Genomic DNA, 24681 nt, shown 5'->3' with positions numbered 1-24681 from the left:
ACAAAACGTAGCTTTTCATCCATCTTCGTACTTTCATTCCACGGCATAGAGTGGTCCCTCCTATGCCAAAAACTGTAAAGTATGTGTCCGGTATAAAGTGTTAACTATGTGTCGAGTCGTACACAAACCCTCATCAGAAATGGTGGGGGTTTGGTCATTTGAGCGTTACTTTAAGTAACGCTGGGCATGCTAAAAAGTGTGTAGGCAATTACTGCACACTTTTGCTTTAATTCCGACGGATTTTGCTCCGAGGGGCTGCTTTCGGCCAGTAGCAGTCGATTCAAACCTGAGTTTTTTGGCTGAAATTTTAGGAATTAATCCTTTCGATCGACTTTCCATGTAAGACAAGATATTTTGAGAAGATCGATGCCCTAAACCGTTCTTTAAACCTCCATTACTATTAGATATCTGAAAAACAAGGCTTTGTCATAAGGATCCAATATCAAGCCACTCATTGAAATCGTTACCCCCGCACCGCAAGGAAGTCTGCACGGAAATCGCATCACGGCTTTGCGCTGGCAGGATTTCTTGGGGGAACTTGGCTTCAGAGTGGTGGTTACCGAGTCCTGGTCTGGGGATGACCCCGCCGTACTAGTAGCGTTACATGCCTATCGAAGTCATTCGTCAATGATGGAGTTTCATCGACATCATCCTGACAAGCCAATTGTCTTAATTTTGACGGGTACTGATTTATACCGAGATATGGCAGTCCATGGTGAGGCTCTAGATTCAATGGAGATTGCAGATCAATTAATTGTTTTGCAATCTGCCGCTCTGGATTCAATTCCCCCTCATCTTCGGCATAAAGCCCAAGTGATTTATCAATCCGTTACCGTTGATATTCCACAGTCAATTCCTGAGCCTGATTTTCAGGTAGTAGTCATTGGCCATCTTAGGGATGAGAAAGATCCTTTTTGTATTGCCCGTTGTCTTCCGCTCATGCCGTTAGATTCTAAGATCGGTGTCCTACATTTAGGCATGGCTATGAACGAGCAAATGGAGCGTGAGGCTAAAGGCTATAACGAAACCCTGGAGCGCTATCAATGGATTGGCGAGGTAAGCCATGCGGATACATTAAAGATGCTCTCCAGGAGTCGCTTAATGGTGATTTCTAGTCGCATGGAGGGCGGCGCTCATGTCGTTTCAGAGGCGATAGCGCTTGGTATTCCCGTGATAGCTTCTGACATACCTGGCAACAGAGGCTTACTTGGCGATGATTATCTTGGGTATTACCCAGTTAGCAATGAGGCTGCACTTGCAAGCTTGTTATATCGCGCCGAAACAATGCCCGATTTTTATGCCGCTCTAAAAAAACAGATTGATATACGAAAAAATCTCATTAGCCCTGAGCGGGAGTTGCAATCCATCCGACATCTGATGTGTCAGTTAATCAAGGCTTAACTGAAAAGTTCTTTTAGGTTTTTGCAAAGCAAACTAAAAAGTGTTTATTTGGATCAGTCCAGCAGTGAATATCTTTAAATCCTGCGCAACGAAGCTTTTCTACAAAATGATCTTGAGTATATTTATAGCTATTCTCAGTATGAATTAAATTACCTGCGCCAAAAGAGATGAGGTGATCATGTCCCTTATGGCCTGGGAGAGTAATTTGCACATCTTTTAATGCTCGTAGGTGCATTTCGATACGAGACTGCGATGTATTAAAAAAGGCGTAATGCTCCCAATCTTGCGGTTGAAAGTTGCTGCCAATCAGGCGATTAACATTGAGTAGGGTATTTAAATTAAAGGCGGCAGTGACTCCCAAAGAGTCGTTATAAGCAAGATTGAGGGTTTCAACATCCTTAACTAAATCAACACCAATGAGAAGTCCGCCTTTTCCATGGCACTCATTAGCAAGGTTAACGAAAAACTCATCTGCTTGTTCAGGATCAAAGTTTCCAATCGAGGACCCTGGGTAGAAAAATACCTTATCAAGTTCTTGAATATCAGGAAAGGCCATGGGCAAACTGAGGTCAACAGCATGGGCTGACATTTCAATCTGTGGGAACTGTTTTTGTAAATCAGCAACAGCAACCTCTAAATATTCTTTAGAGATATCAAGTGCCCTATATTGCCTTGGATTAAGGGTCTCGAAAAGTCTACTTGCTTTTGCGCAATTACCAGCGCCTAGATCAACTAAGACATCGCAGTGGCCCACTGCAGCTGCAATATCGCCTTGATAGGCATCCATGATCCATTTTTCTGTACGTGTTGGGTAATATTCGTTCAGAAGCGTAATGACATCAAAGAGGCGTGAGCCAATATCGTCGTAAAAAAACTTTGGCGATATTGATGGCGTATCGGCAGTAAGACTGCTTAGAAGTTCTTCGGACAAAGTATTTTTCATTGGACCAGTATGTTAGGCGACAGCTAGGCCTTGGCCGGCCACAAAATGACCTATTTTTTCAGCGCGGTTAAAGCCATCTGAATTTAAGATCGAGAGGACTTCAGCCTCTTGCTCTGGCGCGCAAGATATCAGCAAGCCACCACTAGTTTGCGGGTCGGTTAATAGGTTTTGTTGCCACAGCTCTATATTCTTAGCGAGCTCAATCTCGTCACCGTAGCCAGCCCAATTGCGTGTGGAGGCACCGGTAAATATATCGGCTTTGACATGTTTAATCGCTTCCTCAATCACTGGAATGGCACTCCAATTCACCTGTGCCTTTAAATGGGAGCCTCTGGCCATTTCCAATAAGTGACCTGCTAAGCCAAAGCCTGTCACATCAGTTAGGGCATGGACTCCATCAAGCTGTGAGAGCGCAACACCAGGCTTGTTTAGCTTGGTAGTAAGAGCAATCATCTCTTTGTAACCGGCATCTGAGAGCAGATCCTTTTTAAGCGCTGCAGAAAGAATGCCCACGCCTAATGGTTTGCTAAGGATGATGCTATCGCCTGCTTGAGCGCCATTGTTGCGTTTGAGTTTTTTGGGATCCACTACACCAATTGCCACTAGGCCATAAATTGGCTCTACAGTATCAATGGAATGACCACCAGCAATCATGATGCCTGCATCATTACAGACAGACTCACCGCCTGCGGTTACTTGTTGAATTACCTCTAAAGGTAAAACTTGAATCGGCATCCCTAACAACGCAAGTGCAAAAAGAGGTTGAGCTCCCATTGCATAAATATCTGAAATGGCATTGGTTGCCGCGATGCGCCCAAACTCGAAGGGATCATCCACGATAGGCATAAAGAAATCTGTCGTAGCGACAATCGCTTGATGTTCATTAATTTGATAGACGGCAGCATCTTCGTTGTTATCGGAACCAGCTAATAGCTCAGCAGGTAGATTGCGGATCGGTGAAGACTTCAGGATGTCGCTTAAGACGCCTGGTGCAATCTTGCAGCCACATCCCCCACCATGGGATAAAGAGGTAAGGCGGCCGTTATAGGGAGTATTCATGAGATTTAATATTTGGTAAAAAAGAGGGTATGAGCAGTGATTGTTAGAGCTTACTCAATTTAGAGTAAACAGGTGCGAAACCCGCAAAAATGGTCGCTTCTATTGCGCTGATAGAAGTTTCGAAATGCGCTTCGTCTCAAACGATCTGGGGTGAATAGGCTCCAGCCTTTCAGGACCTGATAACCACCATCAAACCAAGGCTTTGAGTAGTCGAAATAGGGATCAGCAGTAAATCCAGGGAAGGGTGCAAAGGTGCTACTAGTCCACTCCCATAGGTTAGAGGGCTGCCATATCATCTCTTTTTGTGACATTAATAGACTGAGCTCATGCTCGCTGGGTAAACGTACTTGATTGTGTTCGCAAAAACGCTGTGCATCCAAATAGTTGACATGGCGTACAGCAGATGTGGGATTTAATGGTAGCCATTGATCAAAAAATCGCTCAAGCCATATTTCTCCATCTTTTTTCCAGTAAGAGGGTGGGGCAACTGGCTTTGCACTAGTTCGATTGGCTTGCGATTTAAGAAACTCGAAATAATCAGCATTGGTGACAGGTTTACTTGCTATATCAAAAGCTGGCAGGTCGATTGAATGTGCCCACTTCTCGTTATCAAAAATAAAGCCAGAGCCTGGTGCTGAACCAGCTTGGATTGTAGATTTTGGAAAATGAATCCATGTTTGCGTATTGTCCTCAAGCCCCATTGAATTAGAGAGAGGTGCAAATGGTATTGGGCGCCCTAAGGTTTGCCACATATAGGCAAAAGCCTCATTGTGCATATCCTGATGAAAAATCGCCAACTGAATAAAGTAGGCAGTTTTATTGTCGATTGATCCACGCAGCAGCAGTTGAGTCCTCTCAACAACACTTTGGTTATAAGCAAGCAGCTCGTCTAATGAGGGCATGGGTGTATGCCAACGATCCTGGTGTGCCATTTCTGAAGAGTTGAATAAGTAATCGGCATCCTTCATGAAAGATGGCTTATTTACTTTGCCATCACGGTGCACCCAAAATTCATGAAACCAAGTTAAATGGCCGAATTCCCAAAGAGGGGGGTTCAGAATATTTAACTGGGGAACCAAGTGATCTGCAGCCGAAATGTTACTGAGAATTTGACGAGTGATCTGATTGCTCTCCTCAAGCCACTGTGCCAAAGTTGATGCTGCTGGATGCGGAGAATACAGAAGGTAATCGTCAGTTAAGGATTCGGACATATCGTATTCTAAGCTTCAGTAATGTCGGGTGCAATTTACCAAGGAGGTTCTGAGAAATATACTTAAATACGCATATATTTGTATATGCGTATGCATAGAGATATCATTTCTTTTGATTCAGTCTATTGGATTCCCATTGATCTAGCTGTCTCCGATTATGAGCAGCCACACCTTCAATGGAATCTTGCGGTAATTGCTTAAGACATTCAGCTAGAGCTTCGGGACTCAGTTTTTCAGTGGGTATATTTTGCTTCATTGCTTGTGATGATTTTCCATCCCATGCGAATGGATTGGTGAAAGCAGGTGTATCAGGTAGACAGTCACCACTGTAAATGGGTGTGTCATCAGCGGCAAATGGCGTAAACGAAATTGTCTTTTCAAAGATGAGTGGTTTACCAGTTGGCGTGGGTGGTGGCGGTGGCATTGAATAAATTGCTTTGCGAGCCAGCACCTCTGCTTTATCAGATGTCTTCCAAAGCGTTTCAACTCTAATGATGCTGCCATTTGGAGCAATCTCGATTCTGAATCTCACTTGTCCTTGATCGACACCTTCAACGGCTGTTCCCATCATGCTACGCACTTGCTTGCCCCAAGTGTGTCTGTAGCCTTTACTATTTTTTAATGTGTATGTTGAGGCAAAAGCCCACTCTTCTGCTGTTGGGGCATTTGGGGCGGCTTGTGTTGCCGGAGCTTTCGTTGTGAGCGTTTGATTCTTTTGAATGTTGACGGGCTCTTGCTTTTCTTGCGGCTCGTTCAGCTTGATAACAACGACATCATCTTTAATTTTTTTTAGCGGCTTTACTGCTGATGGAGCCCATAAAAGTAGAAAGCAAACGTGTAAAGCCAAAGATAAAATAATTGCCGACTTAAAAGCAGACTGTGGCGTTTGAATGAGGCGATTAAGACGGAACAATCACTACTCGTCTTGTTTGGCTAGTTTTAGATTCATATTGAGCCAATTAGGTATGCCGTCTTCTGCTCGTACTGCCTTGAATCCTTTTTTTCTGAGGCGCTTTACGGCTTCGTAGGATAGTACGCAGTATGTACCCCTACAGTAAGCCACAATCGTTTTAGATTTGGGGAAGTCTCCCAATCTCTCTTCTAATTCTTCAAGGGTGATATTGAGTGCCCCTTCAAGATGGGAGTGAGCGTACTCTTCATTAGGCCGCACATCTAAAAGCGTGATTTCTCCACGCTTAGCTAATTTAAGTACTTGATTGACTGGCATACCTTCTAAGCTGTCTCGCGAGGTGAGGTACTTATTGACGAGGCTATCGACTTCTTCAATGTGGCGCTGTCCAACACCTTGTAGCTTTAAGAACAAATCAATGACATCTGAGTCCGCTATCTCATAAACAATGGATTTACCTTGTCTGATCGTGTTCACAATGCCTACTTGTTTAAGTACTTGTAGATGTTGCGATACATTGGCAATGGGCAGCTTAACCTTCTTAGCAAGGTCTTCAACAGCTGTGGGGCATTGAATAATGAGTTCGATCAGCTCTAGGCGAACTTCAGAACCAAGGGCTTTCCCGAGTTTGGCGAACTGTTCGTAAAGTTTTTGCTTGAAAGTGGTTGTTTGTTTGGGCATAATCATTCAATGATTTTATTGAATATAAGTGAGGGTGTAAATGCTTAGAAAACTCATGGGTGTCATTATCTCTTTGTTCTCATTAAGCGTTCTGGCTAACAGCCCTGTTCCGCTAGAGATTAATGGGCAAAAAGCCTTGGTATTCATTAATCAAGACCCACCTGGGACTAGATGTAATACCAATGTTCAAATTGCCGCTGAGATAGCTAATGCCTATCGACTACCTATTTTGATTCTGCCTCAAACAGCCGTTCCGCCATTGACGCCAGCTCCTTCAGTTTGGTACAACGGACAAAACATAGCGGCAAGTGGCGGTGCTCACAATGGCATGGTGAGCTACCAAATCATTGCTGACATTCTTGAGCTAGAAGGGACTACCAAACAAAAGAAGCAAGGTAAGTTATTTAACGATAGCGTGAGACCTGAATTCGATAAGTTCAAATCAACCATTAAGACTGGGAAATAAATGAGAAAACTATTCATTGCGCTTGCGCTCACATCATTCATAGCAAGCCCAGCGTTTGCTGATAACAAAGCTATTGCTGTTGATGAGATGGCGGGTTATCTTGAGTTTGTGGACTATGGCGGCGCTACGATATTTCCTGAGCAGATACCCGCAGAAGAATACAAGAAGATGATGGTGATTGATACTAGAGATAAGGCTCAGTTCGATAAGAGTCATATTCCTGGAGCGGTCAACATTGAGTGGCGCCAAGTGTTGGCACAAAAGGATAAGATTCCTAAAAACAAGCCTGTCTTAATCTACTGTAATACTGGTAGTCTCTCGGCACAGGCAGGCTTTGCTTTGCGTGTTGCTGGCTATGAGAATTTGCGCATTCTTCAAGGTGGCTATGAGGAGTGGAAAGCTAAAGGTGGCATGGATGCTTACAAGAAGGCTGTTAACAAACAACCTAAGCACTAGCAAATGAACAAAAAAGAACACTGGGAAAAAGTCTATGGCGACAAGGCGCCAGATGCGGTGAGTTGGTATGCGCCACACCTTGAAACCTCTTTAAATCTTATCCATCAAGCCAGCACCAATAAAGGCGCTGCCATTATTGATATTGGTGGCGGCGAATCTACACTAGTGGATGACCTTTTGTCTGAGGGTTATGAGGACATCAGTGTTTTAGATATTTCTCAAAAAGCAATTGATGTAGCTAGGGATCGTATTGGCAAGCAGGCTGATAAGGTTCACTGGTATTGCGCTGACATTACACAGGCAAAATTACCTCAAGGCTATTTTGATATTTGGCACGATAGAGCCGTCTTTCATTTTCTAATTGAAGAATCACAACGAGCAAGATATGTAGAGCAAGTGATGCGCTCAGTTAGGCATGGTGGCTATGTGATTATGTCCACCTTTGGACCCGAGGGTCCAGAAAAGTGTAGCGGCTTAGATGTGGTTCGCTATGACTCTGAAAACCTGCACGGGCAGTTTGGTAAGAATTTCAAACTCATTAATAGCTCAACAGAACTTCACCAAACTCCAGCAGGAACAACCCAGCAGTTCTTGTATTGCTTTTGTAGGATGGAGTAGAAAATAGGCGTCACTTTAAGTAACACTTACAAATCATTCAAAAAGTACTTTGGAGCAACGAAGTGCTAGATGGTTGCTGTAAAAATCATGTGGTTTTGAAAACCAAAGAGTGAACTAGTGTTGGCTATGATCTTGTTAATCTAGTCACACAAAAGCTCACACACCGATAAACAGGCGCTGTAACCTGTTGAAATCCTAGCAGTTTTCTTTGGATGTCTGCTCTCATAACCAGAGAACCTAAACAGGACCTAAAACACACAAAAAACTAGCTTTTGAGACTAAAGGTGAGATTTGGTCATTTGAGCGTTACTTTAAGTAACGCTGGGCATGCTCGAAAGTGTGCAGGCGATTACTGCACACTTTTGCTTTAATTTCGACAAAGATAGAGTTCAGGCACCCCTGGTCTTTGTGAATTCCGCCCCGGGCCATAAAGAATTCTAATAAACCACCTTTTGGCGGTTTTTTTATGGACAATATTGTTTTAAGCGAGATTCGTTAATTTCTCTTAAGATACTCCCATGAATTTTCTACGCACCTCAATCGGGAATGGGCTATGGCTTAGCTTATGTCTAATGGCCATGCCAGTCGCCGCGCTAGAGTTTTCTGATATTGCCTCAGAAGGTGAAATTAAATTCTTAAAAGAGCGCCCAGATCCAGGCGCCTATTCATTTCAGTCTAGAGTAAAAATTACCCCATTAAGCTTAGAGAACGGCAGTGTTGATATTGCTACTTGCCATATTCAGCTCGATCCCATTCGTAAGATAGTGATTGTTTTCAATCCTGAAAGAGTCCAAGCAATTGCAGTAAAAAGCATAAGTAAGGTAGCTTCTGCTGAAATCAAAGGCAATCAAGTGACGTTGACCGATGTTGAGCGCGGCGCTAACGTGTGCATTGATTTAAGATCCCGAGCCTTAGATAAGATCGCAGATTCAACTTATCAACTCAATGCAGGCCCACTGATGAGACGGTATTTTGACGGCTACCTGCCAATGTCAGCACAACTTAGAGTGGATTGGCCTAAAGATATGTTCGCTGTACAAAGTACGCTACCTGAACAAAAGGAAGGCGTTCAGGTCCTTGAGGGCAATGATGGGATGCAGTTAGATGTTACTTTTGCAGGAAAAATGACAGCTCAAATAGTTTTGAAGAAAATTAATTAGTTAACTAACTAATTGGATAGTTGCTCAAAAAGTCATATGGCTTTGAAAACCAAAGACCGAAAGAGCTCTTCTAGTAAATTCGTGAATTTGCTTATACGTCGATGCTGACCGACTGCAATCCTCCTGTTTATATGGTTCTACCTTGGGTGCCTCTTCTCATAATACTTTGGTCCCAGGCTCAAGTCCTGGTGGGCCCACTAGAAATAAAAATACCAACCTTCGGGTTGGTATTTTTATTTGAGTGTTACTTAAAGTAACGCTTATTGGACTATCTTAAATAAATCTCGAAATCAATTGCTCTAATTGTGCTGGTGATAATGCTCCTGAAATTCTTTCAACCTCACCACCATTCTTAAAGATTGCTAAGGTTGGGATCGAGCGAATGTTGTACTGTTGGCTGATTGCTGGATTGGCTTCCGTGTCGAGTTTGACATGGAGTATTTGTTCTCCATATTTAGTGGCGCTAGTTTGAAAGGTGGGTGCAAACATTTTGCAAGGTCCACACCAAGGCGCCCAGAAATCTACTATGACTTGTGACTTACTCTGACTAAGGATTTCTTTTAGGCTTACTTGGTCAGATTCTATGACTCCCAAAACTAAGCTTGACTTACAAGTGCCACAAATAGGTTTTTCATTTATCCGCTCAATCGGCAGTCGATTAAATTTCTGACAATTTGGGCATTTAATAAGCATTGCTAATTCCCTTTTATTCCCTCAATTTGATCTAAATCAAATAATTGATCTTATTTTGATTATCCGCTCTTTTGGGCTCCAATAGAGAGTAGCATGACCGAAGAATTTAAATAGGGAGTAAACATGTCACTAAGAATTAACGATATTGCACCAAACTTCACAACTGACTCAACCGCTGGCGAGTTAACCTTGCATGATTGGATTGGAGATAGCTATGCTATTTTGTTTTCACATCCAAAAGACTTCACTCCTGTATGCACGACTGAGTTTGGTGCGGTTGCTCAGTTGGCGCCTGAGTTTTCTAAGCGCAATACTAAGGTGATGGGTGTGTCAGTTGATAGTGTAGAAGAGCATCAAAAGTGGAAGAGGGATATCAGCGCTTTTGCAGGAGCGCCCGCAGACTTTCCAATCATTGACGATACTTCACTACAAGTAGCCAAGCTCTATGACATGTTGCCTGCAGATGCTTATCTGCCAGATGGTCGGACACCTGCCCATAGCGCTACTGTTCGTACCGTATTTATTATTGGTCCAGATAAGAAGCTACGCCTGACTATGTCTTATCCCATGTCAGTCGGTCGTAACTTTGCGGAAATTCTCAGGGCTTTAGATGCAATCCAAATAACCGATGGCGTGCCATTGGCAACCCCAGCAAACTGGATCCCTGGCCAAGATGTGATCGTGGGTCTGTCCCTTAATGATGAGCAGGCAAAAGCTCAGTTTGGCGATATTGACATCAAGTTACCTTATCTGCGATACGCTAAAGCACCAAAAAAGTAATTTGTATGAATTTAAAAACCACTCGAATTTAGAGTGGTTTTTTTATTTCCTGATCCTATTCTCTCGATATCGGCAACCATACACCTCTCGGCACCTGACTTCAGCCCCTACTCAAATGAATCCATTTTGAGGTTTGATGCTTGCATTTTCTTAACAGTCAATCAGATGTTAGGTATTTAGGCAGGTTCTGCAATCTGTGGGAGTAAAGAGGATAATAAAAAAATACATTAATAATGAGGGGTAATGGGATGTTGGACACACTTATATTGAGCAGAATCCAATTTGGAGCGAATATTTCTTTTCATATTCTATTTCCAACTATTTCGATTGCCTTGGGCTGGTTCCTCTTTTACTTCAAGATTCAACATAATAGGACTGGACTAGATTGCTGGAAAGAGGCATATCAGTTCTGGATCAAAATCTTTGCCTTAACATTTGCTTTGGGTGTCGTGAGTGGTATCACGATGAGTTTTCAGTTTGGAACAAACTGGCCTGGGTACATGGAAACCGTTGGCAATATTGCCGGCCCATTATTGGCTTACGAAGTCTTAACAGCCTTTTTCCTTGAAGCTACTTTCTTAGGTGTCATGCTATTTGGTGCAAAGCGTGTTTCACAACGAGTACATACATTAGCCACCTTTCTAGTTGCTTTTGGTACTAGCCTTTCTGCATTTTGGATTATTGCTTTAAATTCATGGATGCAAACCCCACAGGGTTTCACCATGATTGATGGCAGAGCGCATGCCGTTGATTGGCTGGCTATCGTCTTTAATCCATCAATGCCTTATCGCCTTAGCCATATGATGTTAGCTTCATTTTTGACTGTCTCGTTTTTCTTAGCTGGTATTTCTGCATACCGCTACTTACGCAATAGTCGTTCTGAAGCCAATTTGATGGTGATGAAAATGGCGCTTACTGCCGCCATGGTGTTAACGCCAATTCAAATTATGCTTGGTGATCTGCATGGCCTAAATACCCTTCATCATCAGCCTGCAAAGCTCGCTGCCATGGAAGGAATTTGGAATGGCGGTACTGGTGTGCCTGCAGTGATCTTTGGGGTACCCAATAAACAAACACGTACCAATGATTACGAGATCAGTATTCCTAAGCTGGCATCTTTTTACTTAACCCATAGCTGGGATGGTGAAGTTAAGGGATTGAATGATTTTGGAGATAAGATTCCGCCTGTTGCCCCTGTATTTTTTGCTTTTAGAGTGATGGTTGGCATTGGTGTCTTAATGCTCTTATTTTCTTGGTTGGGACGTTGGCAGATGCGTCAAAATCGACCTTTACCAAAGTTGTTAGCCAAAGGTTTAGTGCTGATGACCTTCTCTGGCTGGGTTGCCGTCTTAGCTGGTTGGTATGTAACTGAAATTGGACGACAACCTTATTTGGTGACTGGAGTGCTTACCACTGCACAAGCCGCAACGACTTTGCCAACCGGCATGGTCTTTTCAACTCTATTTGCTTATTTGGCTCTTTATGTGGGTTTGTTAGCTGCTTACATTTGGGTAGTTTTCTACTTAGCTCGTCAGGCTGACGATAAAGAAAACCCCAATTTCCAATTAGAGAAAAAGTCTGAAACTTCGTGGAGCCTTTTTAGGACTTAAGTTATGACCTCAATTGACTATACCCAAGCATCCATCTGGCTCCCGCTATTTTTCTTTGTCGCTATGGGGTTTGCCATGCTGTCTTATGTGGTTCTGGACGGTTATGACTTAGGAATTGGAATGCTGCTCAATCGTGCATCAGATCATGATAAGGACATGATGATTGCATCGATTGGACCTTTTTGGGATGCCAATGAAACGTGGATTGTTTTAGGTGTTGGCCTATTACTCGTTGCGTTTCCACTGGCTCATGGGCCGATACTGACTGAGCTCTACTTACCTGTAGCAGCCATGTTGATGGGATTAATTTTGCGAGGCGTGTCATTTGACTTTAGAGTCAAGGTCAATATTGAGCAAAAGCCACTTTGGAACTTATTGTTTTACATCGGCAGTTTGATTGCGTCAGTCTCGCAGGGCATCATGATCGGTCGTTTGATTGTGGGTTTTGATTCAGGAATTTTGGGTTGGGGCTTTTCGCTTCTTGTTGGTATTTGTTTGCCAGCAGGTTATGTACTTCTTGGATCAACATGGCTGATCTTAAAAACAGAAGGGCAACTTCAGCAGCAATCATTTCGATGGGCTAAAACCAGCTTATGGCTTACCGGATTTGGAATTGCATTAGTCTCTGCGGCAACTCCATACTTTAGCTCTGAAATCATGCATAAATGGTTTGCTTGGCCACAAATTCTTTGGCTCTCCCCGGTACCGCTCGCAACCGTCATTTTATTTCTGCTTACCAATCGCTCTATACAATCTCTGGAGCAGGGTGCTAGCAAGCGTGAGTGGTTACCATTTGCCTGCGTTGTTGCGATCTTTTGGCTGGCATTTTTTGGTATTGCCTATAGTATTTTCCCATATGTCATTATTGGAAAAATGACTCTCTGGCAAGCGGCCGCAGCTACTGAATCTCTGTGGGTAATTTTTTGGGGTGCAATTATCGTGCTCCCAACCATTTTGGGATATACGCTTTTTTCATATCGGATATTTAAGGGTAAAGCTAGTGCGCTCACTTATTACTAGGTCTACTTGCTCCGTTTCTTATTAAACTTGTATATACGCATATATGCATATTTATATATGCGTATATACAAATATATGCATAAAATCGTTTAAAGTTATTTGAAGATATAGTCATGATGAAGCCTCTAGACATCAAGATTGCGTGGCAAGGTCAGAGCGACTGTGGCACATGCTCTATCCGGAGCTCTGCTTTATTTGCAGAGCTAAATGAGGAAGATTTTTCAAAAATACATGCCCCAATCGATGATTTAAAGTATGAATCAAATGCAATCATTTATTCCCAAAGTGATTCAGCGTTGCATCTATTTACCCTTCGGGAGGGGTATATAAAGCTACTCCATCTCAATCCAGACGGTTCTACTAGAATTGTCCGCGTGGTGACTCCCGGTGATTTATTTGGGATGGAGGCATTACTGGGTGATCAATATTCTCACTCTGCGACTGCTCTTACAAACATTCGTCTTTGCAGAATCCCTAAAAACATTATTTCTACTCTAGGTGAGGAGTCTCCACGCCTTCATCGCCAAATAGTTAAAAAATGGGGGGAAGCTTTATCTCAAGCAGAGTCATGGTTTGCCGAGATTAATACCGGGAGGATCGAAGTTAGGCTTGCTCGTTTTTTTCTAAAGCTAGCAAAACCATCTGGTAATTCTGCTGTTGCACCATTATTCAAGCGCGAAGATATGGGGCTGATGATGGATGTCAAGTTTGAAACCATTAGCAGGGCCTTAGCATCTATGTCAGAGCAAGGGCTCATATCAAATGTGAGTAGGCTGACAGTCCAAATCCCCAATATGGATGCGCTCAGAAATTTTTCAGAGCGCGGTCTTTAACTGCCCCTTAAAAAAGAAAGGCTGCCGAAGCAGCCTTGATATTGCTGAAAAGGGTAGATTACGCCTTTTTAGCGTAAGCGGAGCACCAGCCCTTAGCCGCCACTTGCTTTGTGCCAAATAAGGAACAGCCACCCGCAGTTGCAGAACTTTTGGGTTGCCACAGGGCGCAGTTATCGCATACTTGACCAGCGGCATACTTAGGATATTTTGCCTTATCAACCTTAGTTGCATCTTCTTTGTATCCCAAGGCGGCAGCTTGTGGATCAGATTCGGAAACCATTGCTTGAGCTTGAACCTTGCCATTCAATGCCAATGTACAGGCACCAGCAGCAGACAAAATCATAAATTGACGACGACTATTTTTCATTTCTACTCCAGGATTGAATATAGGGGAACTTCAAATGCTTGCTAAAATGCATATTAAAGGCAGTAAAGTAACCCGCAATAGGGGTTTCTAAGTATGAAGTTTATTAATTCTTGCGGGTACATTAATGGGGTATGCATAAATGCGTATATATGCATTTAAATCATGTTCCTTATTTACAACTGAATGACTGCAGATTCTTGATGAATTCACTAACGTTGTAGTGAATACCCTAATAAAGTAAAAATCAGTCTAAGTGGAAATACCAATTTCGAGCGTACCTGATTAGTATGAGGTTATTAAGTATTACCCCTTAAAACAGCTTTATGTAAGACGGAGACAATCCCTATGCAAGTGAAGTATTTAAAACCAATAGTTGTGGCGAGTGTTTTGCTTGGCCTCGGTCAATGGAGTGCGCTAAGTTTCGCGCAAACTGCCGATCAACTCTATAAACGCGGTCTTGCTGCTACCTGCGCTAACTGTCATGGCACGGATGGTAAAGGGGTGGTTGATGGAGGCATGCCACTAATTAACAATCTCACTAGCGCGCAAATGCTGGAGAAATTAAAGGCATATAAGTCTGGAGCTTTAGAGGGCACTATCATGCCGCAACTTGCTAAAGGCTATACAGACGAACAACTCATCACCATTGCCAATCAGCTTGGCAAAAAACAATAAGGAGGCGTCATGGATCGTCGACATTTTATAGGTCATAGCGCTGCAGCAGTAGGTCTACTTGCAGGTCTCTCTGGTTTGACCAGAGCAGCTAGTTTGCAAAAAGCAGAAATATTAGTCATTGGCGGTGGATATGGCGGTGCTACTGCTGCCAAATATTTACGCATGTTCTCCAACAATACTGCCAGGGTTACCCTGATTGAGCCAAATACTTCCTTTATCTCCTGTCCAATGTCTAACTTAGTCATTGGCGGCTCACGAACTATGGCAGAAATTACCTCGCCATATGACACTCTTAGTAAGCGTCATGGAATTAAGATTATTCAAGATAGCGTAGTCAGTATTGATCCTACTCAAAAGACCGTGAAACTCGCCTCCGGAAAAACATTGCGCTATGACAAAGCAGTGGTCTCTCCCGGCATTAGTTTGAACATGAATACTATTGAAGGTCTGGCGCAGGCCAATAAGGACGGCATAACTCTGCAGGCTTGGAAAGCGGGCGCAGAAACAGTGGCTTTGCATAAGCAAGTGGCTGCAATGCGCGAGGGTGGCACTTACGTTATTAGCATTCCAGAGGCGCCTTATCGCTGCCCTCCTGGGCCATACGAACGAGCCTGCCAGGTTGCGAGCTACCTCAAGCAACACAACTCTAAGGGTAAGGTTTTAATTTTAGATGCTAATCAAGACGTAGTATCTAAAGCGGGTTTATTCAAAAAAGTATGGGCTGAGCAATACGCTGGCATGATTGAATATCTACCTAAGCACAATGTTGTTGGTGTTGATGCTAAAAATAAGATAGTCAAACTCGAAGTGCAAGATGATGTCAAAGCTGATGTACTCAATTTGCTACCCCAGATGGCCGCTGGTGAAATTGCTGTCAAAACTGGCTTAGCCAATTCCAATAGTCGTTGGGTCAATGTGAATTACATTAACTTTGAATCTACCGCTCAAAAAGATATCCATGTACTAGGAGACTCGATTCAGATTGCACCACTGATGCCTAAGTCTGGTCATATGGCTAATCAACATGCCAAAGTGGCTGCTGCTGCGATTGTGGCCGAGCTTAGTGGCTGGGAAGTCAATCCTGCCCCTGTTCTTACCAATACTTGCTATAGCTTTGTCAACAGCAGAGAAGTAGTGCACGTTGCTAGCGTTCATCAATATAACGCTGCCGAGAAAACCTATAAAACTGTTCCAGGATCTGGTGGATTATCTCCAGCGCCAACAGTACTTGAAGGTATATATGCTTGGGGCTGGGCGCATAACATCTGGGCTGATAGCTTGGGTTAGTGACAACAGCTTGACGATTAAAAAGAGGCCTCGGCCTCTTTTTAATGCCCACTTAATGCTCCGCTTAGTAGTCATTTGCTGACATCACTAGTTACTAAGGACCAAGAGCACAACAGGGACGACGGGGATGCGTTTAGTTTGAAGGCCATTAAGTGCGAATATAAACAGCACTTTTCGTGCTCATGACTAATAAATAGGAGCTTAGACTCCTTTTTTATGATCTAGATCAAAAACTTTAGGGTCACATCGGCTTTACTTAAATTTAAGCATTGACTTTATATGTCGTCTTTAATAATATATAAATTAATATATTATTAATTTATTAAATGAGGTTAACTGAGATGGTCGAAAACGTTAAGTTACATAAACCAACGCCCTATATGAATCCCTTATTGGCGGGCATTCTTCTTGGCACGGTTCTGCTGGCCACTTTTGTAGTCACGGGCCACGGTCTGGGGGCTACAGGGTTTACTACGCGCCTAACTGCCTGGATCGGTATGTATGTTGCTCCAGTAGCCACAAATGCGAATGACTACTTGGGTGGAATGGTGGAAGAGGGCAAGCCACTCAATGCTTGGATTTCTTGGCAAGTTCTTGGTGTTGCCATTGGCGCTTTGCTATCAGCATTTTTAGCTAAAAGAATTCATATTCAACTAGATGGGAAGAAATTTCTGGGTGGCTCTAAGCGCCCGATGACTGCTTTAGTTGGCGGCATCTTGGCGGGCTTTGGAGCACGAGTAGCTGCGGGTTGTACTAGTGGCCTTGGATTATCAGGTGCAGCGGTACTAAGTTTGGCGGGATTCACCTTTTTGGGGACATTCTTTGCCGTAGGTCTAGTAGCTAGTCGATTCTTGAAAGAGGAGAAATAGGATGAGTGAAATTTTATCGGGCCTTCTTTTGGGTGCAGGCTTTGGGTTTGTATTAGAGCGTGCTGGATTTGGTAACCCCAATAAATTAACCGGCCAGTTCCGTTTAACAGATTGGTCTGTATTTAAAGTGATGTTCACAGCCATTGTGTTTGCTGCAGTAGGTCTATTAATTCTAGAAAATGTTGGGCTGGTAGATGCAGGTAGCTTATTTGTACCGCCAGCATTTTTGGGTGCTGCAGCATTGGGCGGGGCTTTAGTCGGTGCTGGCTTTGCGATTGGTGGATATTGCCCAGGAACATCAGTAGTGGGCTTAATGTCTGGTCGTATTGATGCAGCCATATTCTTGCTTGGCTTGATGATTGGCACAGTATTGTTTGCGGGCATTTATCCTAGCGTCGAATTCTTAACAACCTTAGGCGAATACGCAAAAGCCGACTCATTACCAGAGGCTTTCGATATCTCGGGTTTATCGATCGATATTGGCATGGTCATTGCAGCAGTCGGTGTATTTGCATTAGGTTCTTGGATGGAAAGTAAATCTAAAGGCCCTGTTAGTTCACAAGTTTAATTATTTAAAAGGAAAGATATGTCTAAGAAATCTACCGTAGCAGCATTAGCAATGGCCTTAGCTGGCTTAGCGGCAGCCCCGTTAGCAAAGTCTGCTGATGCCCCTACAACACCAGCAAGTGCAGAGCAAAAGAATCCTTGCGGACCCAAGAAAGAGGCGGCTAACCCATGCGGTCCTGCAAAGAAAAAAGCGGCTAACCCATGCGGTCCGGCAAATCCTTGCGGCCCTAAAAAACGTAAAGCTGCAGAGTAATTTTAAAAATGCTGATTCAATCTAATCTTTGGTTGGCTGCTCAAGAGCTGGCAAGTATTCAAATGAAGTATGCGGAGTCTAGACGTACTTTAAGTGAGGCTGCTTTATGTGGTGCCAAGGATTTTGTCGAATGGCAACATTATCCTGCAAATGACTTGGTAGATGAAGTGAGTGGTTATGAGTTTTACTACCATGCACATTCTGCTGATGAAATGCCCAATGGAGAGCACGGTCATTTTCATGTGATTAAGCGTGATGTAAATGGCTTTCACCACCTAATTGGAATTGCATTAAACCAAAAGGGGCTGCCAACCCGTCTGTTTACTACTAACCAGTGGGTTACTGGGGAGGAGATGGTGGATTCAAAAAAGGTGATTAAGTCAATCCAGGGATTTGAAATGCTCACAAAAGGGCGTATGGCTCTAGTAGCTAAGTGGATTAGCGCTTTGATTCAATTATTTGCTAAAGAGATTGAAGGATTGATTTTAGAGCGCGATCAAAAGATTGCACGGCTAGTAGCGCAGCAGGGTAATCGAGAGCTTGTCCTAAATTCAAAAGAACATCATGTATTAACCGAATGCAAAATTGATCTGATGGAACGTATCTCAGACCATTTGTTAGTTGTCAATTCCTAGAGGAGTGGAAATGAAAAAGATTCAATGGCTTTTAGCCTTCGTTCTAATAAGCTTAGTAAGCTTAGCCCAGGCAATTACCTTGCCTGGTCCGGTTGTTAGCGCCGACTGGTTGGCAAACAATATGTCTGAGGTTCAAGTCATTGAAGTGAGAACAGATTTAGCGAGTTACCTCAGAAGCCCGGAGTTTGATACAGATAAAAAAACTGGTAAGAAATTCCTCGTAGAGGTTGGTGGCCATATTGCTAATTCAACGCTCCTAGACTTTAAGAAAGTACGTGTGGAGCGTTTAGTAGATGGCAAGAAGATTAAGCATCTGATTCCTGAAAAAGCAGATTTTGAGAAGTTGGTTCAATCTCTGGGAATTAATTCCGATAAACCAATCGTCCTCGTTCCTATTGGACAAGATATGTCTGATATAGATGAAGCATTAAGAACCTATTGGTCATTCAAAGTGTATGGCGAAGATCAAGTAGCAGTATTGGACGGCGGAATTGCTGGTTGGCTGAGTGAGGGCCGTGAATTCACAATTGCCAATTCTCCAAAGGCCGCAGGTAATTGGGCTGCAAAAGCTGAGCGTAAGGAGCTAGTCGCTAGTTCTGATGATGTAGCTGCAGCATCAAAAAGTGGCAAGCCACAGTTATTGGATGCTCGTCAGCCTGCTCAATACTTAGGACTTGCAAAACGTCCTGATGTCTTAACCTTTGGCCATATTAAGGGCTCCAAAGAATTAGCTCCTGAGTTATTGGCTAGGCCAAGCAATGGCGCATTGTATTTTTGGCAAAAGAAGACTTATGACGCATTGCTTGCAGCCAATGGTTTAAGTAGCAATGGTCCAACCATTGCCTATTGCAATACTGGTCACTTAGCCTCTGGCGGTTGGTTTGTGATGTCAGAGTTAGTGGGTAATAAATCCACCAAGTTATATGACGGATCTTTATACCTGTGGACTTTGGAAGGTCGTCCATTGGTTGGTGTGCCACTGAATTAAGGGTGTCCACTATGTCAGTCCTTGAGGCCACCTTGAATCTGAAAATGCTGCACTCATCAGCCGAAGATGCCTGCCGCTTGATGAAAGTGCTGTCGAATAGAGATCGGATGATGTTGTTGTGTCAGATTAGTCAAGGTGAAATGTGTGTAAGTGAGCTGGAGGAGTGTCTTGATATTCATCAGCCCACTTTGTCTCAGCAACTCACTGTATTGAGAAATGAAGAGTTAGTCACGACCAAAAGAGAGGGAAAGCAAATTTACTACTCTCTCCAATCGAGTGGCTTTAGAGGTGATGAATGTGCTTTATCAAAATTATTGCAGTACACAACCAAAAGAGGTCTTAATATGAAATGTAATGTCGGTGGTATTGATCGTATCTTACGTATAGTCGTTGGCCTGGTATTGCTTGGTCTAGCAGCAACGGGAACTGTGGGTGTTTGGGGTTGGATTGGCGTTGTGCCACTAGCAACAGGGTTATTTAAATTCTGCCCAGCTTATACATTGCTAGGAATCAATACCGGCAGAAATTGCAATTGAGATCAATTGCTCTAGCTTCCTCAGGTTTTCTTGAGAGCTTATGTTAACAATACATGCGTATAAACGTATATACGCAAAATATTTAAAAGGATATCAATGAAGACAGCGCATGATCTAGTCACTGCGGCTAAAGCTGCGATTGATGAGGTGAGCTTGGCGGATGCCCAATTAGCTATTCAGAATTCTGATGTATTGCTCGATGTTAGGGAGGCTGACGAATATATGAATGGCCATATCCCAGGAGCTGTCCATATTTCAAGAGGGTTGCTAGAGTTTAAGTTAAGCAATGACCCTGAATTGAATACACGTAGTTTAAAAATAGTTCTATATTGTAAAAATAGTGGGAGAGCAGCATTAGCCTCTAAAGTTTTACATGAGATGGGTTATTTGCATGTTCAGTCAATCGCCGGTGGATTTGATGCGTGGGCTGGGGCAGGTAATCCTATAGCTAAGCCAGAGGCAATCAAATTTGAATAAAACTTATCTTTATCATAGCGTTACTTAAAGTAACGCTTACTCACCAAAAAGTACTTTGGAGCAACGAGGTGTTAGACGGTTGCTCCAAAATCCTTTGGTTTTGAAAACCAAAGAGTGAGCTAGCTCTTCTAGTAAATGCGTGAATTCGCTTACACATTTGCTTACACACCGACATTGACCACCCGCAGACCCCCTGTTTATATGGATCTATCTTGAGTGTCTGCTCTCATAATCCTTTGGTCCCAGGTTCAAGTCCTGGTGGGCCCACCAATAAAAACAATGACTTAGCGTGAGAGCGCTAGGTCATTTTTCATTGATGTGTAGTCGGTGCATAGCACATATCACCGCTAGACCCCAATAGATATATGGCACAAGCTTGGAGCAATAAACTGTTTTTTGCCAGTAGTATGTAAGTGCTCAAGGACTGCTTTCGGCCAATAAGAGACGAAAACATAATACAGCCCATTGATTTTGACGCTATTAAATTTCAGAAATAGGAACGCTAGAAAAGTGACTTAAGAGTAGTCTGGCTAACCCAATGAGTATATGGGTAAACAGCTGGTTACTGACTACTCAATTGTGAACATCTTGCCCAGCCCATTTGTCAGCCCTGAGTGCTAAATTCGTAGCGAATTTAGAAATAATCATGATCTATCTAGATGATCGATGGATTTAAAGAACTGATAATTACGCCCAGGGAATGGAAATGAAATTCAAGACAATCGAACTGCTTAAACAGATGTGTAAGACAGTTCACTCTAAGATATTTACCAAAACGGGTCTGGTATTTAGTTTATTCCTGGGTTCTTCAGTAGCATTAGTATCCTGCGGTGGAGGTGGGTCAGATAGCTCATCCACATCCACATCCACATCCACAGAGATATCTACTTTAGTGACTAGTGTTAATGGGGCCAGCAATATTCTTTGCGGCAAAAATCTACAATGTATTGGCTTGGAATTTACAATTTTGGGTGACGTACCCCCTGTCATGAGTATTCTTGCAACGCCATGGACCGATACCAAGACTAGCATCATTGACGTTTCAAAGATTGCTTATGTGGACGGATCTAATAGCGCTACCGTCTATGATTCTGCTGGTAGTGTATTTTCTATGACTATAGATCCTACGGCATCTATCCCTGGTTACCCTACACCAGGCGTGCGCAAGTTTTCTGGTAATGGCTTACCCACTACTCCAATGGGTAACTTCCCGGTTCAGCCTGGAACAGCCGCTTACCCTTACTATGCCGCTTTGCCAGGTGGCACCAATCCTGCTACTGGACAGGTCTACTCTAGCGCAGCAGCTATTGGCATTTCTACCTACCCACTTATCAGTAGCATTCCTTTAAATCCAGTGGTAACTGGAGTCTTTAAAATTAATTCATTAATTATTGGCATTATGTTGACCGGAGCACCGCTACACGCTGAAAAAGCCCCTGATTCAAGTAGTAACTGGTATGCACCAATTAATGCCCTTCCGAACGATCAATGTTTTGGGCACCCCTACAATGCGCAATATCACTACCATGCTTGGTCGTGGAAATGTTTTGATCAAGGTGGTTCAGGCCAGTCTCCTGTCTATGGTTTTGCATTAGATGGCTTTCCGATCACCGGTCCTCGCGGAGCGGATGGGCGTAATCTAACCAATGCAGAGTTAGATGAGTGTCACGGCACTACATCAGAGATTACGATGCCTGACGGCATTAAGAAGGTGACCTATCACTACGTCTTGAATAGAGAGTATCCTCATTCCATTGGCTGCTTTAGGGGTAAGGTTAATTATGACCAGGCGCTTGGGCCTCCAGGACCTAATAACTATATGAAAGAAGGCGCACCTTATCTTAATAATCTTTACCCGCCTGAACCTTTATAACTATTGATTGAGTCATTGCTTGGCAGTCACATCACTTACCAAGCAATCTAGTTAAGCCTTCAACCACTATGCGTCGATGTTCTGCAGTACCTGCAATAGGGTTATCTTCGATAAAGGGCCGCTCTGCCAATAAACAGATATTTCTAATAAATAAGGTCGCTTCATCTTTTGACATTATTCTAAAAGTATCTGTTTTATTTCTCTGTACAGCTTCTAGATACGGCTCGACAAGATAATCCCAGTAAGAAAAGTAATCTGCTGGGAGGCCCTCTCGCTTGGTAATTCTTTTCTCAAAGAAACGCATGACCTTAGGGTTGACTTTTTGGATCTCAACAAATGTAGTGTCAACCATCTCTTCTGCGAATTTTTGAAGAGAAACATCCATATCAAATTGAGTAACTCTAAGTGCGAATTCTCTTACTATTGCGTCTCTACGTTTTTTGATAGCCCATAAAAATACATTTTCAACTGAGCCAAGCCGTCTGACTAAGGTACCTAAAGCATAGCCAGACTTTTGGGCTAGAGATCTACTAGTAAATAGCTCTGGATTAGCCTCAGCAGTTAAATGCTCAGCTGCTTGCAAGATATCCTCCATCGTTTTGAGCGAGCGTTCTTGTTTTGACTCGGCAAAGAGGATTTCAGACTCTGGATTCATACTAAACAGCCTTTTAAAGTTATAAAAAAAGGAACACTATCAAAACCAAAAAATGGTGAGTAATTTAATCCAAATAATATATGGGGTTTAGCGAAAGTGCTTACCCGCCAAATGTGAACGCAACATCAGGTGTATTTGGTAGTTTTGGATGTTAGCCTGACTCCCAATAATCAAAATAACAATATTTAAGAAGTTGCTACGCAAACGAAAAATAATCGGATAAAAAAATGATTTTGAATGGAGCTACGTCACAGCTACTGAAAACTACTAACCTCAAACTGGGCTTAGCTCTTCTATCAACTGTTATGTTGGCAGCATGTGGCGGTGGAGATAGCTCTTCATCTTACTCAAGTCCAACCTTAAACTTAAATACTGCTGTGAGATCCTATGTTACAGGGGGTTACTCGACAAATGCTGTCATTAGTGGCGATTGCCAAGGCACTAAAATACAAAACACTGCAGCGACATATTCAGGTATGACCTATGCTGGTCTTCCGGCTTTAATTGGTAATGAAACAGAGACGGATTTTCTTGTTCCTAATTCATCTCCATTTTGTAGTGCTTTCTACAACAGTAATGGTGGGCAAGGTCAAGTTGAAAAGATTTTTTGGGATCCTACAACTATCAATCTGATGACCGATGGGGCTAATCCACCGAATTATGTCTATTCCAATCTACAGCCTTATCCAAGCGCAGTGACTGCGGGTAGCAAAGGTACTATGTCTACCTACATAAACTATTTTGGCACGTCACAAGCTGTTACGACAGGAGTATTGACTTGGTCGATTGCTGCAGATACTTCTACTACGCTCTTATTTAATACCGTTGATGAAGCAACATTCATTGCAACGGGCAAGCTTGCTTATACAAGTACTACAACCTATCGTATTGCTAACAATACGCTCAAGGCCCTGTTTAAAGTCATCGAGGTATATAGTGGATTTACTGGGGGTGAAGGGGATTTCACTATTACTGAAACATATCAGTAGGGCAATAGTGAAGAGGCTCTAAAATTAGCGATTAACTATTTGAGATTTAACGGATTTTGATTCGGATGAGTTACTCTTTTTTGAAATAATTAGGAAATAAGAGTCTAGCTATCTGATCAGATAAAAGCAGGGCCCACAAGTAAAAAAGCCATGCAGAAGCGAGGCTTAGTGATGCTTAGTGGGGTGGGCAAGATTCGAACTCGCGACCAACGGGCTATAGATCCGTTGCTCTGTAATGTCTTCTTTGGGTCAATAGCGGTCATTGATTAAACAAGCGTTACTTAAAGTAACGCCTACCAATTTCATGAAAAAATAGTTTGGAGCAACGAAGTGTTAGATGGTTGCTCCAAAATTCCTTTGGTTTAGAAAACCAAAGAGTGAGTCAGTGTTTCTTCTGCTCTGTTTAAATTAGTCACACAAATACTCACACACCGATATTTAGGAGACGTAAGCTCTTGAAATGCTAGTGGTTTTCTTTGGATATCTGCTCTCATAATCCTTTGGTCCCAGGTTCAAGTCCTGGTGGGCCCACCAGAAAAGCAAAGGTACGTACCGGACACATGCTTTACGTCCGGTACCGACCACATGGTTTTCACCTTTACCAATCACATCCCCAATACTTTGGGACCAAATGGATTTTCTAGGGCTTGTACCCGCGAAGACTCCATA

General features: G+C 43.0%; 29 protein-coding genes and 1 pseudogene. 21 read left to right on the top strand and 9 right to left on the bottom strand.

Features of this window, described 5'->3' with window-relative positions; genetic code table 11:
- Window positions 1-441: 441 nt before the first annotated feature.
- Complete coding sequence (senB, locus tag ICN41_RS11135) at window positions 442-1401, top strand: selenoneine biosynthesis selenosugar synthase SenB (RefSeq protein WP_216292998.1); 960 nt, start codon at window positions 442-444, stop codon at window positions 1399-1401.
- A 13-nt stretch (window positions 1402-1414) separates the two neighbouring features.
- Here senB and egtD read toward each other — a convergent pair whose 3' ends face one another.
- The 5 genes from egtD to ICN41_RS11110 all read right to left on the bottom strand — a co-directional run bounded on the left by egtD (window position 1415) and on the right by ICN41_RS11110 (window position 6211).
- Window positions 1415-2344, bottom strand: a complete 930-nt coding sequence (egtD, locus tag ICN41_RS11130) for an L-histidine N(alpha)-methyltransferase (protein ID WP_216292996.1) — start codon at window positions 2342-2344, stop codon at window positions 1415-1417.
- A gap of 12 nt (window positions 2345-2356) precedes the next feature.
- Window positions 2357-3403 (bottom strand): selenide, water dikinase SelD, encoded by a 1047-nt coding sequence (gene selD, locus ICN41_RS11125; protein WP_216292995.1) that lies wholly within the window; start codon window positions 3401-3403, stop codon window positions 2357-2359.
- Window positions 3404-3462: 59 nt separating this feature from the next.
- Window positions 3463-4614, bottom strand: coding sequence for an SUMF1/EgtB/PvdO family nonheme iron enzyme (locus ICN41_RS11120; RefSeq protein WP_216292994.1), 1152 nt, complete (start codon window positions 4612-4614; stop codon window positions 3463-3465).
- Window positions 4615-4717: 103 nt separating this feature from the next.
- The gene (locus tag ICN41_RS11115) at window positions 4718-5527 is read right to left on the bottom strand and encodes an energy transducer TonB (RefSeq protein ID WP_216292993.1); all 810 of its coding nucleotides are present in this window, start codon (window positions 5525-5527) and stop codon (window positions 4718-4720) included.
- Window positions 5528-5530: 3 nt separating this feature from the next.
- Window positions 5531-6211, bottom strand: coding sequence for a metalloregulator ArsR/SmtB family transcription factor (locus ICN41_RS11110; RefSeq protein ID WP_215354665.1), 681 nt, complete (start codon window positions 6209-6211; stop codon window positions 5531-5533).
- A gap of 34 nt (window positions 6212-6245) precedes the next feature.
- Here ICN41_RS11110 and ICN41_RS11105 point away from each other — a divergent pair, with 34 nt between their 5' ends.
- The 4 genes from ICN41_RS11105 to ICN41_RS11090 all read left to right on the top strand — a co-directional run bounded on the left by ICN41_RS11105 (window position 6246) and on the right by ICN41_RS11090 (window position 8905).
- Window positions 6246-6671 carry a hypothetical protein gene (locus tag ICN41_RS11105; protein WP_215354662.1) on the top strand — a complete coding sequence of 142 codons (426 nt, stop codon included), beginning with the start codon at window positions 6246-6248 and terminating at the stop codon, window positions 6669-6671.
- Window positions 6672-7127, top strand: coding sequence for a rhodanese-like domain-containing protein (locus ICN41_RS11100; protein WP_215354659.1), 456 nt, complete (start codon window positions 6672-6674; stop codon window positions 7125-7127).
- Between the two features lie 3 nt (window positions 7128-7130).
- Window positions 7131-7745 carry a class I SAM-dependent methyltransferase gene (locus ICN41_RS11095; RefSeq protein WP_215354657.1) on the top strand — a complete coding sequence of 205 codons (615 nt, stop codon included), beginning with the start codon at window positions 7131-7133 and terminating at the stop codon, window positions 7743-7745.
- A 518-nt stretch (window positions 7746-8263) separates the two neighbouring features.
- Window positions 8264-8905 (top strand): hypothetical protein, encoded by a 642-nt coding sequence (locus tag ICN41_RS11090; protein ID WP_216292992.1) that lies wholly within the window; start codon window positions 8264-8266, stop codon window positions 8903-8905.
- A 273-nt stretch (window positions 8906-9178) separates the two neighbouring features.
- Here ICN41_RS11090 and trxC read toward each other — a convergent pair whose 3' ends face one another.
- Window positions 9179-9598, bottom strand: a complete 420-nt coding sequence (gene trxC / locus ICN41_RS11085) for a thioredoxin TrxC (protein ID WP_216292991.1) — start codon at window positions 9596-9598, stop codon at window positions 9179-9181.
- 123 nt (window positions 9599-9721) lie between these two features.
- Between trxC and ICN41_RS11080 the strand changes: the two genes are divergently transcribed.
- From ICN41_RS11080 to ICN41_RS11065, 4 genes are all read left to right on the top strand, one after another.
- On the top strand, window positions 9722-10378 hold the full coding sequence (locus ICN41_RS11080; RefSeq protein WP_216292990.1) for a peroxiredoxin: 657 nt from the start codon (window positions 9722-9724) through the stop codon (window positions 10376-10378).
- 248 nt (window positions 10379-10626) lie between these two features.
- Window positions 10627-11988 (top strand): cytochrome ubiquinol oxidase subunit I, encoded by a 1362-nt coding sequence (locus tag ICN41_RS11075; RefSeq protein ID WP_255537990.1) that lies wholly within the window; start codon window positions 10627-10629, stop codon window positions 11986-11988.
- 3 nt (window positions 11989-11991) lie between these two features.
- Complete coding sequence (locus ICN41_RS11070; protein WP_216292988.1) at window positions 11992-13008, top strand: cytochrome d ubiquinol oxidase subunit II; 1017 nt, start codon at window positions 11992-11994, stop codon at window positions 13006-13008.
- Window positions 13009-13121: 113 nt separating this feature from the next.
- Window positions 13122-13841, top strand: coding sequence for a Crp/Fnr family transcriptional regulator (locus ICN41_RS11065; protein ID WP_255537989.1), 720 nt, complete (start codon window positions 13122-13124; stop codon window positions 13839-13841).
- Window positions 13842-13899: 58 nt separating this feature from the next.
- Here ICN41_RS11065 and ICN41_RS11060 read toward each other — a convergent pair whose 3' ends face one another.
- Window positions 13900-14208 (bottom strand): high-potential iron-sulfur protein, encoded by a 309-nt coding sequence (locus ICN41_RS11060; RefSeq protein ID WP_216292987.1) that lies wholly within the window; start codon window positions 14206-14208, stop codon window positions 13900-13902.
- 345 nt (window positions 14209-14553) lie between these two features.
- On the opposite strand from ICN41_RS11060, the gene ICN41_RS11055 reads away from it, so the two are divergent.
- The 11 genes and pseudogenes from ICN41_RS11055 to ICN41_RS11005 all read left to right on the top strand — a co-directional run bounded on the left by ICN41_RS11055 (window position 14554) and on the right by ICN41_RS11005 (window position 22368).
- Complete coding sequence (locus ICN41_RS11055; protein ID WP_216292986.1) at window positions 14554-14883, top strand: c-type cytochrome; 330 nt, start codon at window positions 14554-14556, stop codon at window positions 14881-14883.
- Window positions 14884-14892: 9 nt separating this feature from the next.
- Complete coding sequence (locus tag ICN41_RS11050; protein WP_216292985.1) at window positions 14893-16170, top strand: NAD(P)/FAD-dependent oxidoreductase; 1278 nt, start codon at window positions 14893-14895, stop codon at window positions 16168-16170.
- Between the two features lie 341 nt (window positions 16171-16511).
- A complete protein-coding gene (locus tag ICN41_RS11045) occupies window positions 16512-17039 on the top strand; it encodes a YeeE/YedE thiosulfate transporter family protein (protein ID WP_216292984.1) in 528 nt (175 codons plus the stop codon).
- Window position 17040: 1 nt separating this feature from the next.
- A complete protein-coding gene (locus ICN41_RS11040) occupies window positions 17041-17607 on the top strand; it encodes a YeeE/YedE thiosulfate transporter family protein (protein WP_216292983.1) in 567 nt (188 codons plus the stop codon).
- A gap of 18 nt (window positions 17608-17625) precedes the next feature.
- Window positions 17626-17859 carry a hypothetical protein gene (locus ICN41_RS11035; RefSeq protein WP_216292982.1) on the top strand — a complete coding sequence of 78 codons (234 nt, stop codon included), beginning with the start codon at window positions 17626-17628 and terminating at the stop codon, window positions 17857-17859.
- 8 nt (window positions 17860-17867) lie between these two features.
- Complete coding sequence (locus ICN41_RS11030; protein ID WP_216292981.1) at window positions 17868-18494, top strand: hypothetical protein; 627 nt, start codon at window positions 17868-17870, stop codon at window positions 18492-18494.
- A 10-nt stretch (window positions 18495-18504) separates the two neighbouring features.
- A complete protein-coding gene (locus ICN41_RS11025) occupies window positions 18505-19482 on the top strand; it encodes a sulfurtransferase (protein WP_216292980.1) in 978 nt (325 codons plus the stop codon).
- An 11-nt stretch (window positions 19483-19493) separates the two neighbouring features.
- Window positions 19494-19830 (top strand): annotated as a pseudogene (locus ICN41_RS11020) (ArsR/SmtB family transcription factor).
- Window positions 19827-20018 (top strand): DUF2892 domain-containing protein, encoded by a 192-nt coding sequence (locus ICN41_RS11015; RefSeq protein ID WP_215329769.1) that lies wholly within the window; start codon window positions 19827-19829, stop codon window positions 20016-20018. Before ICN41_RS11020 ends, ICN41_RS11015 begins: the two are co-directional and overlap by 4 nt.
- A gap of 96 nt (window positions 20019-20114) precedes the next feature.
- Window positions 20115-20495: a rhodanese-like domain-containing protein gene (locus ICN41_RS11010; protein ID WP_216292979.1), complete on the top strand. Its 381-nt coding sequence runs from the start codon at window positions 20115-20117 to the stop codon at window positions 20493-20495.
- Between the two features lie 706 nt (window positions 20496-21201).
- Entirely contained in the window at window positions 21202-22368 is a 1167-nt protein-coding gene (locus ICN41_RS11005) for a YHYH protein (protein WP_216292978.1), read from the top strand.
- A 31-nt stretch (window positions 22369-22399) separates the two neighbouring features.
- On the opposite strand, the gene ICN41_RS11000 is transcribed toward ICN41_RS11005, so the two are convergent.
- Entirely contained in the window at window positions 22400-23023 is a 624-nt protein-coding gene (locus ICN41_RS11000; protein ID WP_216292977.1) for a hypothetical protein, read from the bottom strand.
- Between the two features lie 227 nt (window positions 23024-23250).
- On the opposite strand from ICN41_RS11000, the gene ICN41_RS10995 reads away from it, so the two are divergent.
- Complete coding sequence (locus ICN41_RS10995) at window positions 23251-24012, top strand: hypothetical protein (protein ID WP_216292976.1); 762 nt, start codon at window positions 23251-23253, stop codon at window positions 24010-24012.
- A gap of 438 nt (window positions 24013-24450) precedes the next feature.
- On the opposite strand, the gene ICN41_RS10990 is transcribed toward ICN41_RS10995, so the two are convergent.
- The coding region (locus ICN41_RS10990) for a hypothetical protein (protein WP_216292975.1) at window positions 24451-24681 on the bottom strand (231 nt) is incomplete at its 5' end.

The organism is Polynucleobacter sp. 15G-AUS-farblos (assembly GCF_018882445.1).
In the GTDB taxonomy this organism is placed as follows: domain Bacteria; phylum Pseudomonadota; class Gammaproteobacteria; order Burkholderiales; family Burkholderiaceae; genus Polynucleobacter.
Note: the sequence above shows the minus strand (reverse complement) of the source record. Positions and strands in the feature narration are given on the sequence as shown.

Bases quoted from the DNA above. Each gene is read 5' to 3' on its own strand.
- ICN41_RS11040 (WP_216292983.1), top strand. From the start codon at position 17,041: ATGAGTGAAATTTTATCGGGCCTTCTTTTGGGTGCAGGCTTTGGGTTT.
- trxC (WP_216292991.1), bottom strand. From the start codon at position 9,598: ATGCTTATTAAATGCCCAAATTGTCAGAAATTTAATCGACTGCCGATT.
- ICN41_RS11045 (WP_216292984.1), top strand. From the start codon at position 16,512: ATGGTCGAAAACGTTAAGTTACATAAACCAACGCCCTATATGAATCCC.
- ICN41_RS11080 (WP_216292990.1), top strand. From the start codon at position 9,722: ATGTCACTAAGAATTAACGATATTGCACCAAACTTCACAACTGACTCA.
- ICN41_RS11090 (WP_216292992.1), top strand. From the start codon at position 8,264: ATGAATTTTCTACGCACCTCAATCGGGAATGGGCTATGGCTTAGCTTA.
- ICN41_RS11010 (WP_216292979.1), top strand. From the start codon at position 20,115: ATGAAGACAGCGCATGATCTAGTCACTGCGGCTAAAGCTGCGATTGAT.
- ICN41_RS11000 (WP_216292977.1), bottom strand. From the start codon at position 23,023: ATGAATCCAGAGTCTGAAATCCTCTTTGCCGAGTCAAAACAAGAACGC.
- ICN41_RS11050 (WP_216292985.1), top strand. From the start codon at position 14,893: ATGGATCGTCGACATTTTATAGGTCATAGCGCTGCAGCAGTAGGTCTA.
- ICN41_RS11035 (WP_216292982.1), top strand. From the start codon at position 17,626: ATGTCTAAGAAATCTACCGTAGCAGCATTAGCAATGGCCTTAGCTGGC.
- ICN41_RS11095 (WP_215354657.1), top strand. From the start codon at position 7,131: ATGAACAAAAAAGAACACTGGGAAAAAGTCTATGGCGACAAGGCGCCA.
- egtD (WP_216292996.1), bottom strand. From the start codon at position 2,344: ATGAAAAATACTTTGTCCGAAGAACTTCTAAGCAGTCTTACTGCCGAT.
- ICN41_RS11070 (WP_216292988.1), top strand. From the start codon at position 11,992: ATGACCTCAATTGACTATACCCAAGCATCCATCTGGCTCCCGCTATTT.
- ICN41_RS11120 (WP_216292994.1), bottom strand. From the start codon at position 4,614: ATGTCCGAATCCTTAACTGACGATTACCTTCTGTATTCTCCGCATCCA.
- ICN41_RS11110 (WP_215354665.1), bottom strand. From the start codon at position 6,211: ATGATTATGCCCAAACAAACAACCACTTTCAAGCAAAAACTTTACGAA.
- ICN41_RS11075 (WP_255537990.1), top strand. From the start codon at position 10,627: ATGTTGGACACACTTATATTGAGCAGAATCCAATTTGGAGCGAATATT.
- ICN41_RS11025 (WP_216292980.1), top strand. From the start codon at position 18,505: ATGAAAAAGATTCAATGGCTTTTAGCCTTCGTTCTAATAAGCTTAGTA.
- ICN41_RS11055 (WP_216292986.1), top strand. From the start codon at position 14,554: ATGCAAGTGAAGTATTTAAAACCAATAGTTGTGGCGAGTGTTTTGCTT.
- ICN41_RS11060 (WP_216292987.1), bottom strand. From the start codon at position 14,208: ATGAAAAATAGTCGTCGTCAATTTATGATTTTGTCTGCTGCTGGTGCC.
- selD (WP_216292995.1), bottom strand. From the start codon at position 3,403: ATGAATACTCCCTATAACGGCCGCCTTACCTCTTTATCCCATGGTGGG.
- ICN41_RS10995 (WP_216292976.1), top strand. From the start codon at position 23,251: ATGATTTTGAATGGAGCTACGTCACAGCTACTGAAAACTACTAACCTC.
- ICN41_RS11030 (WP_216292981.1), top strand. From the start codon at position 17,868: ATGCTGATTCAATCTAATCTTTGGTTGGCTGCTCAAGAGCTGGCAAGT.
- ICN41_RS11015 (WP_215329769.1), top strand. From the start codon at position 19,827: ATGAAATGTAATGTCGGTGGTATTGATCGTATCTTACGTATAGTCGTT.
- ICN41_RS11065 (WP_255537989.1), top strand. From the start codon at position 13,122: ATGATGAAGCCTCTAGACATCAAGATTGCGTGGCAAGGTCAGAGCGAC.
- ICN41_RS11105 (WP_215354662.1), top strand. From the start codon at position 6,246: ATGCTTAGAAAACTCATGGGTGTCATTATCTCTTTGTTCTCATTAAGC.
- ICN41_RS11100 (WP_215354659.1), top strand. From the start codon at position 6,672: ATGAGAAAACTATTCATTGCGCTTGCGCTCACATCATTCATAGCAAGC.
- ICN41_RS11005 (WP_216292978.1), top strand. From the start codon at position 21,202: ATGAAATTCAAGACAATCGAACTGCTTAAACAGATGTGTAAGACAGTT.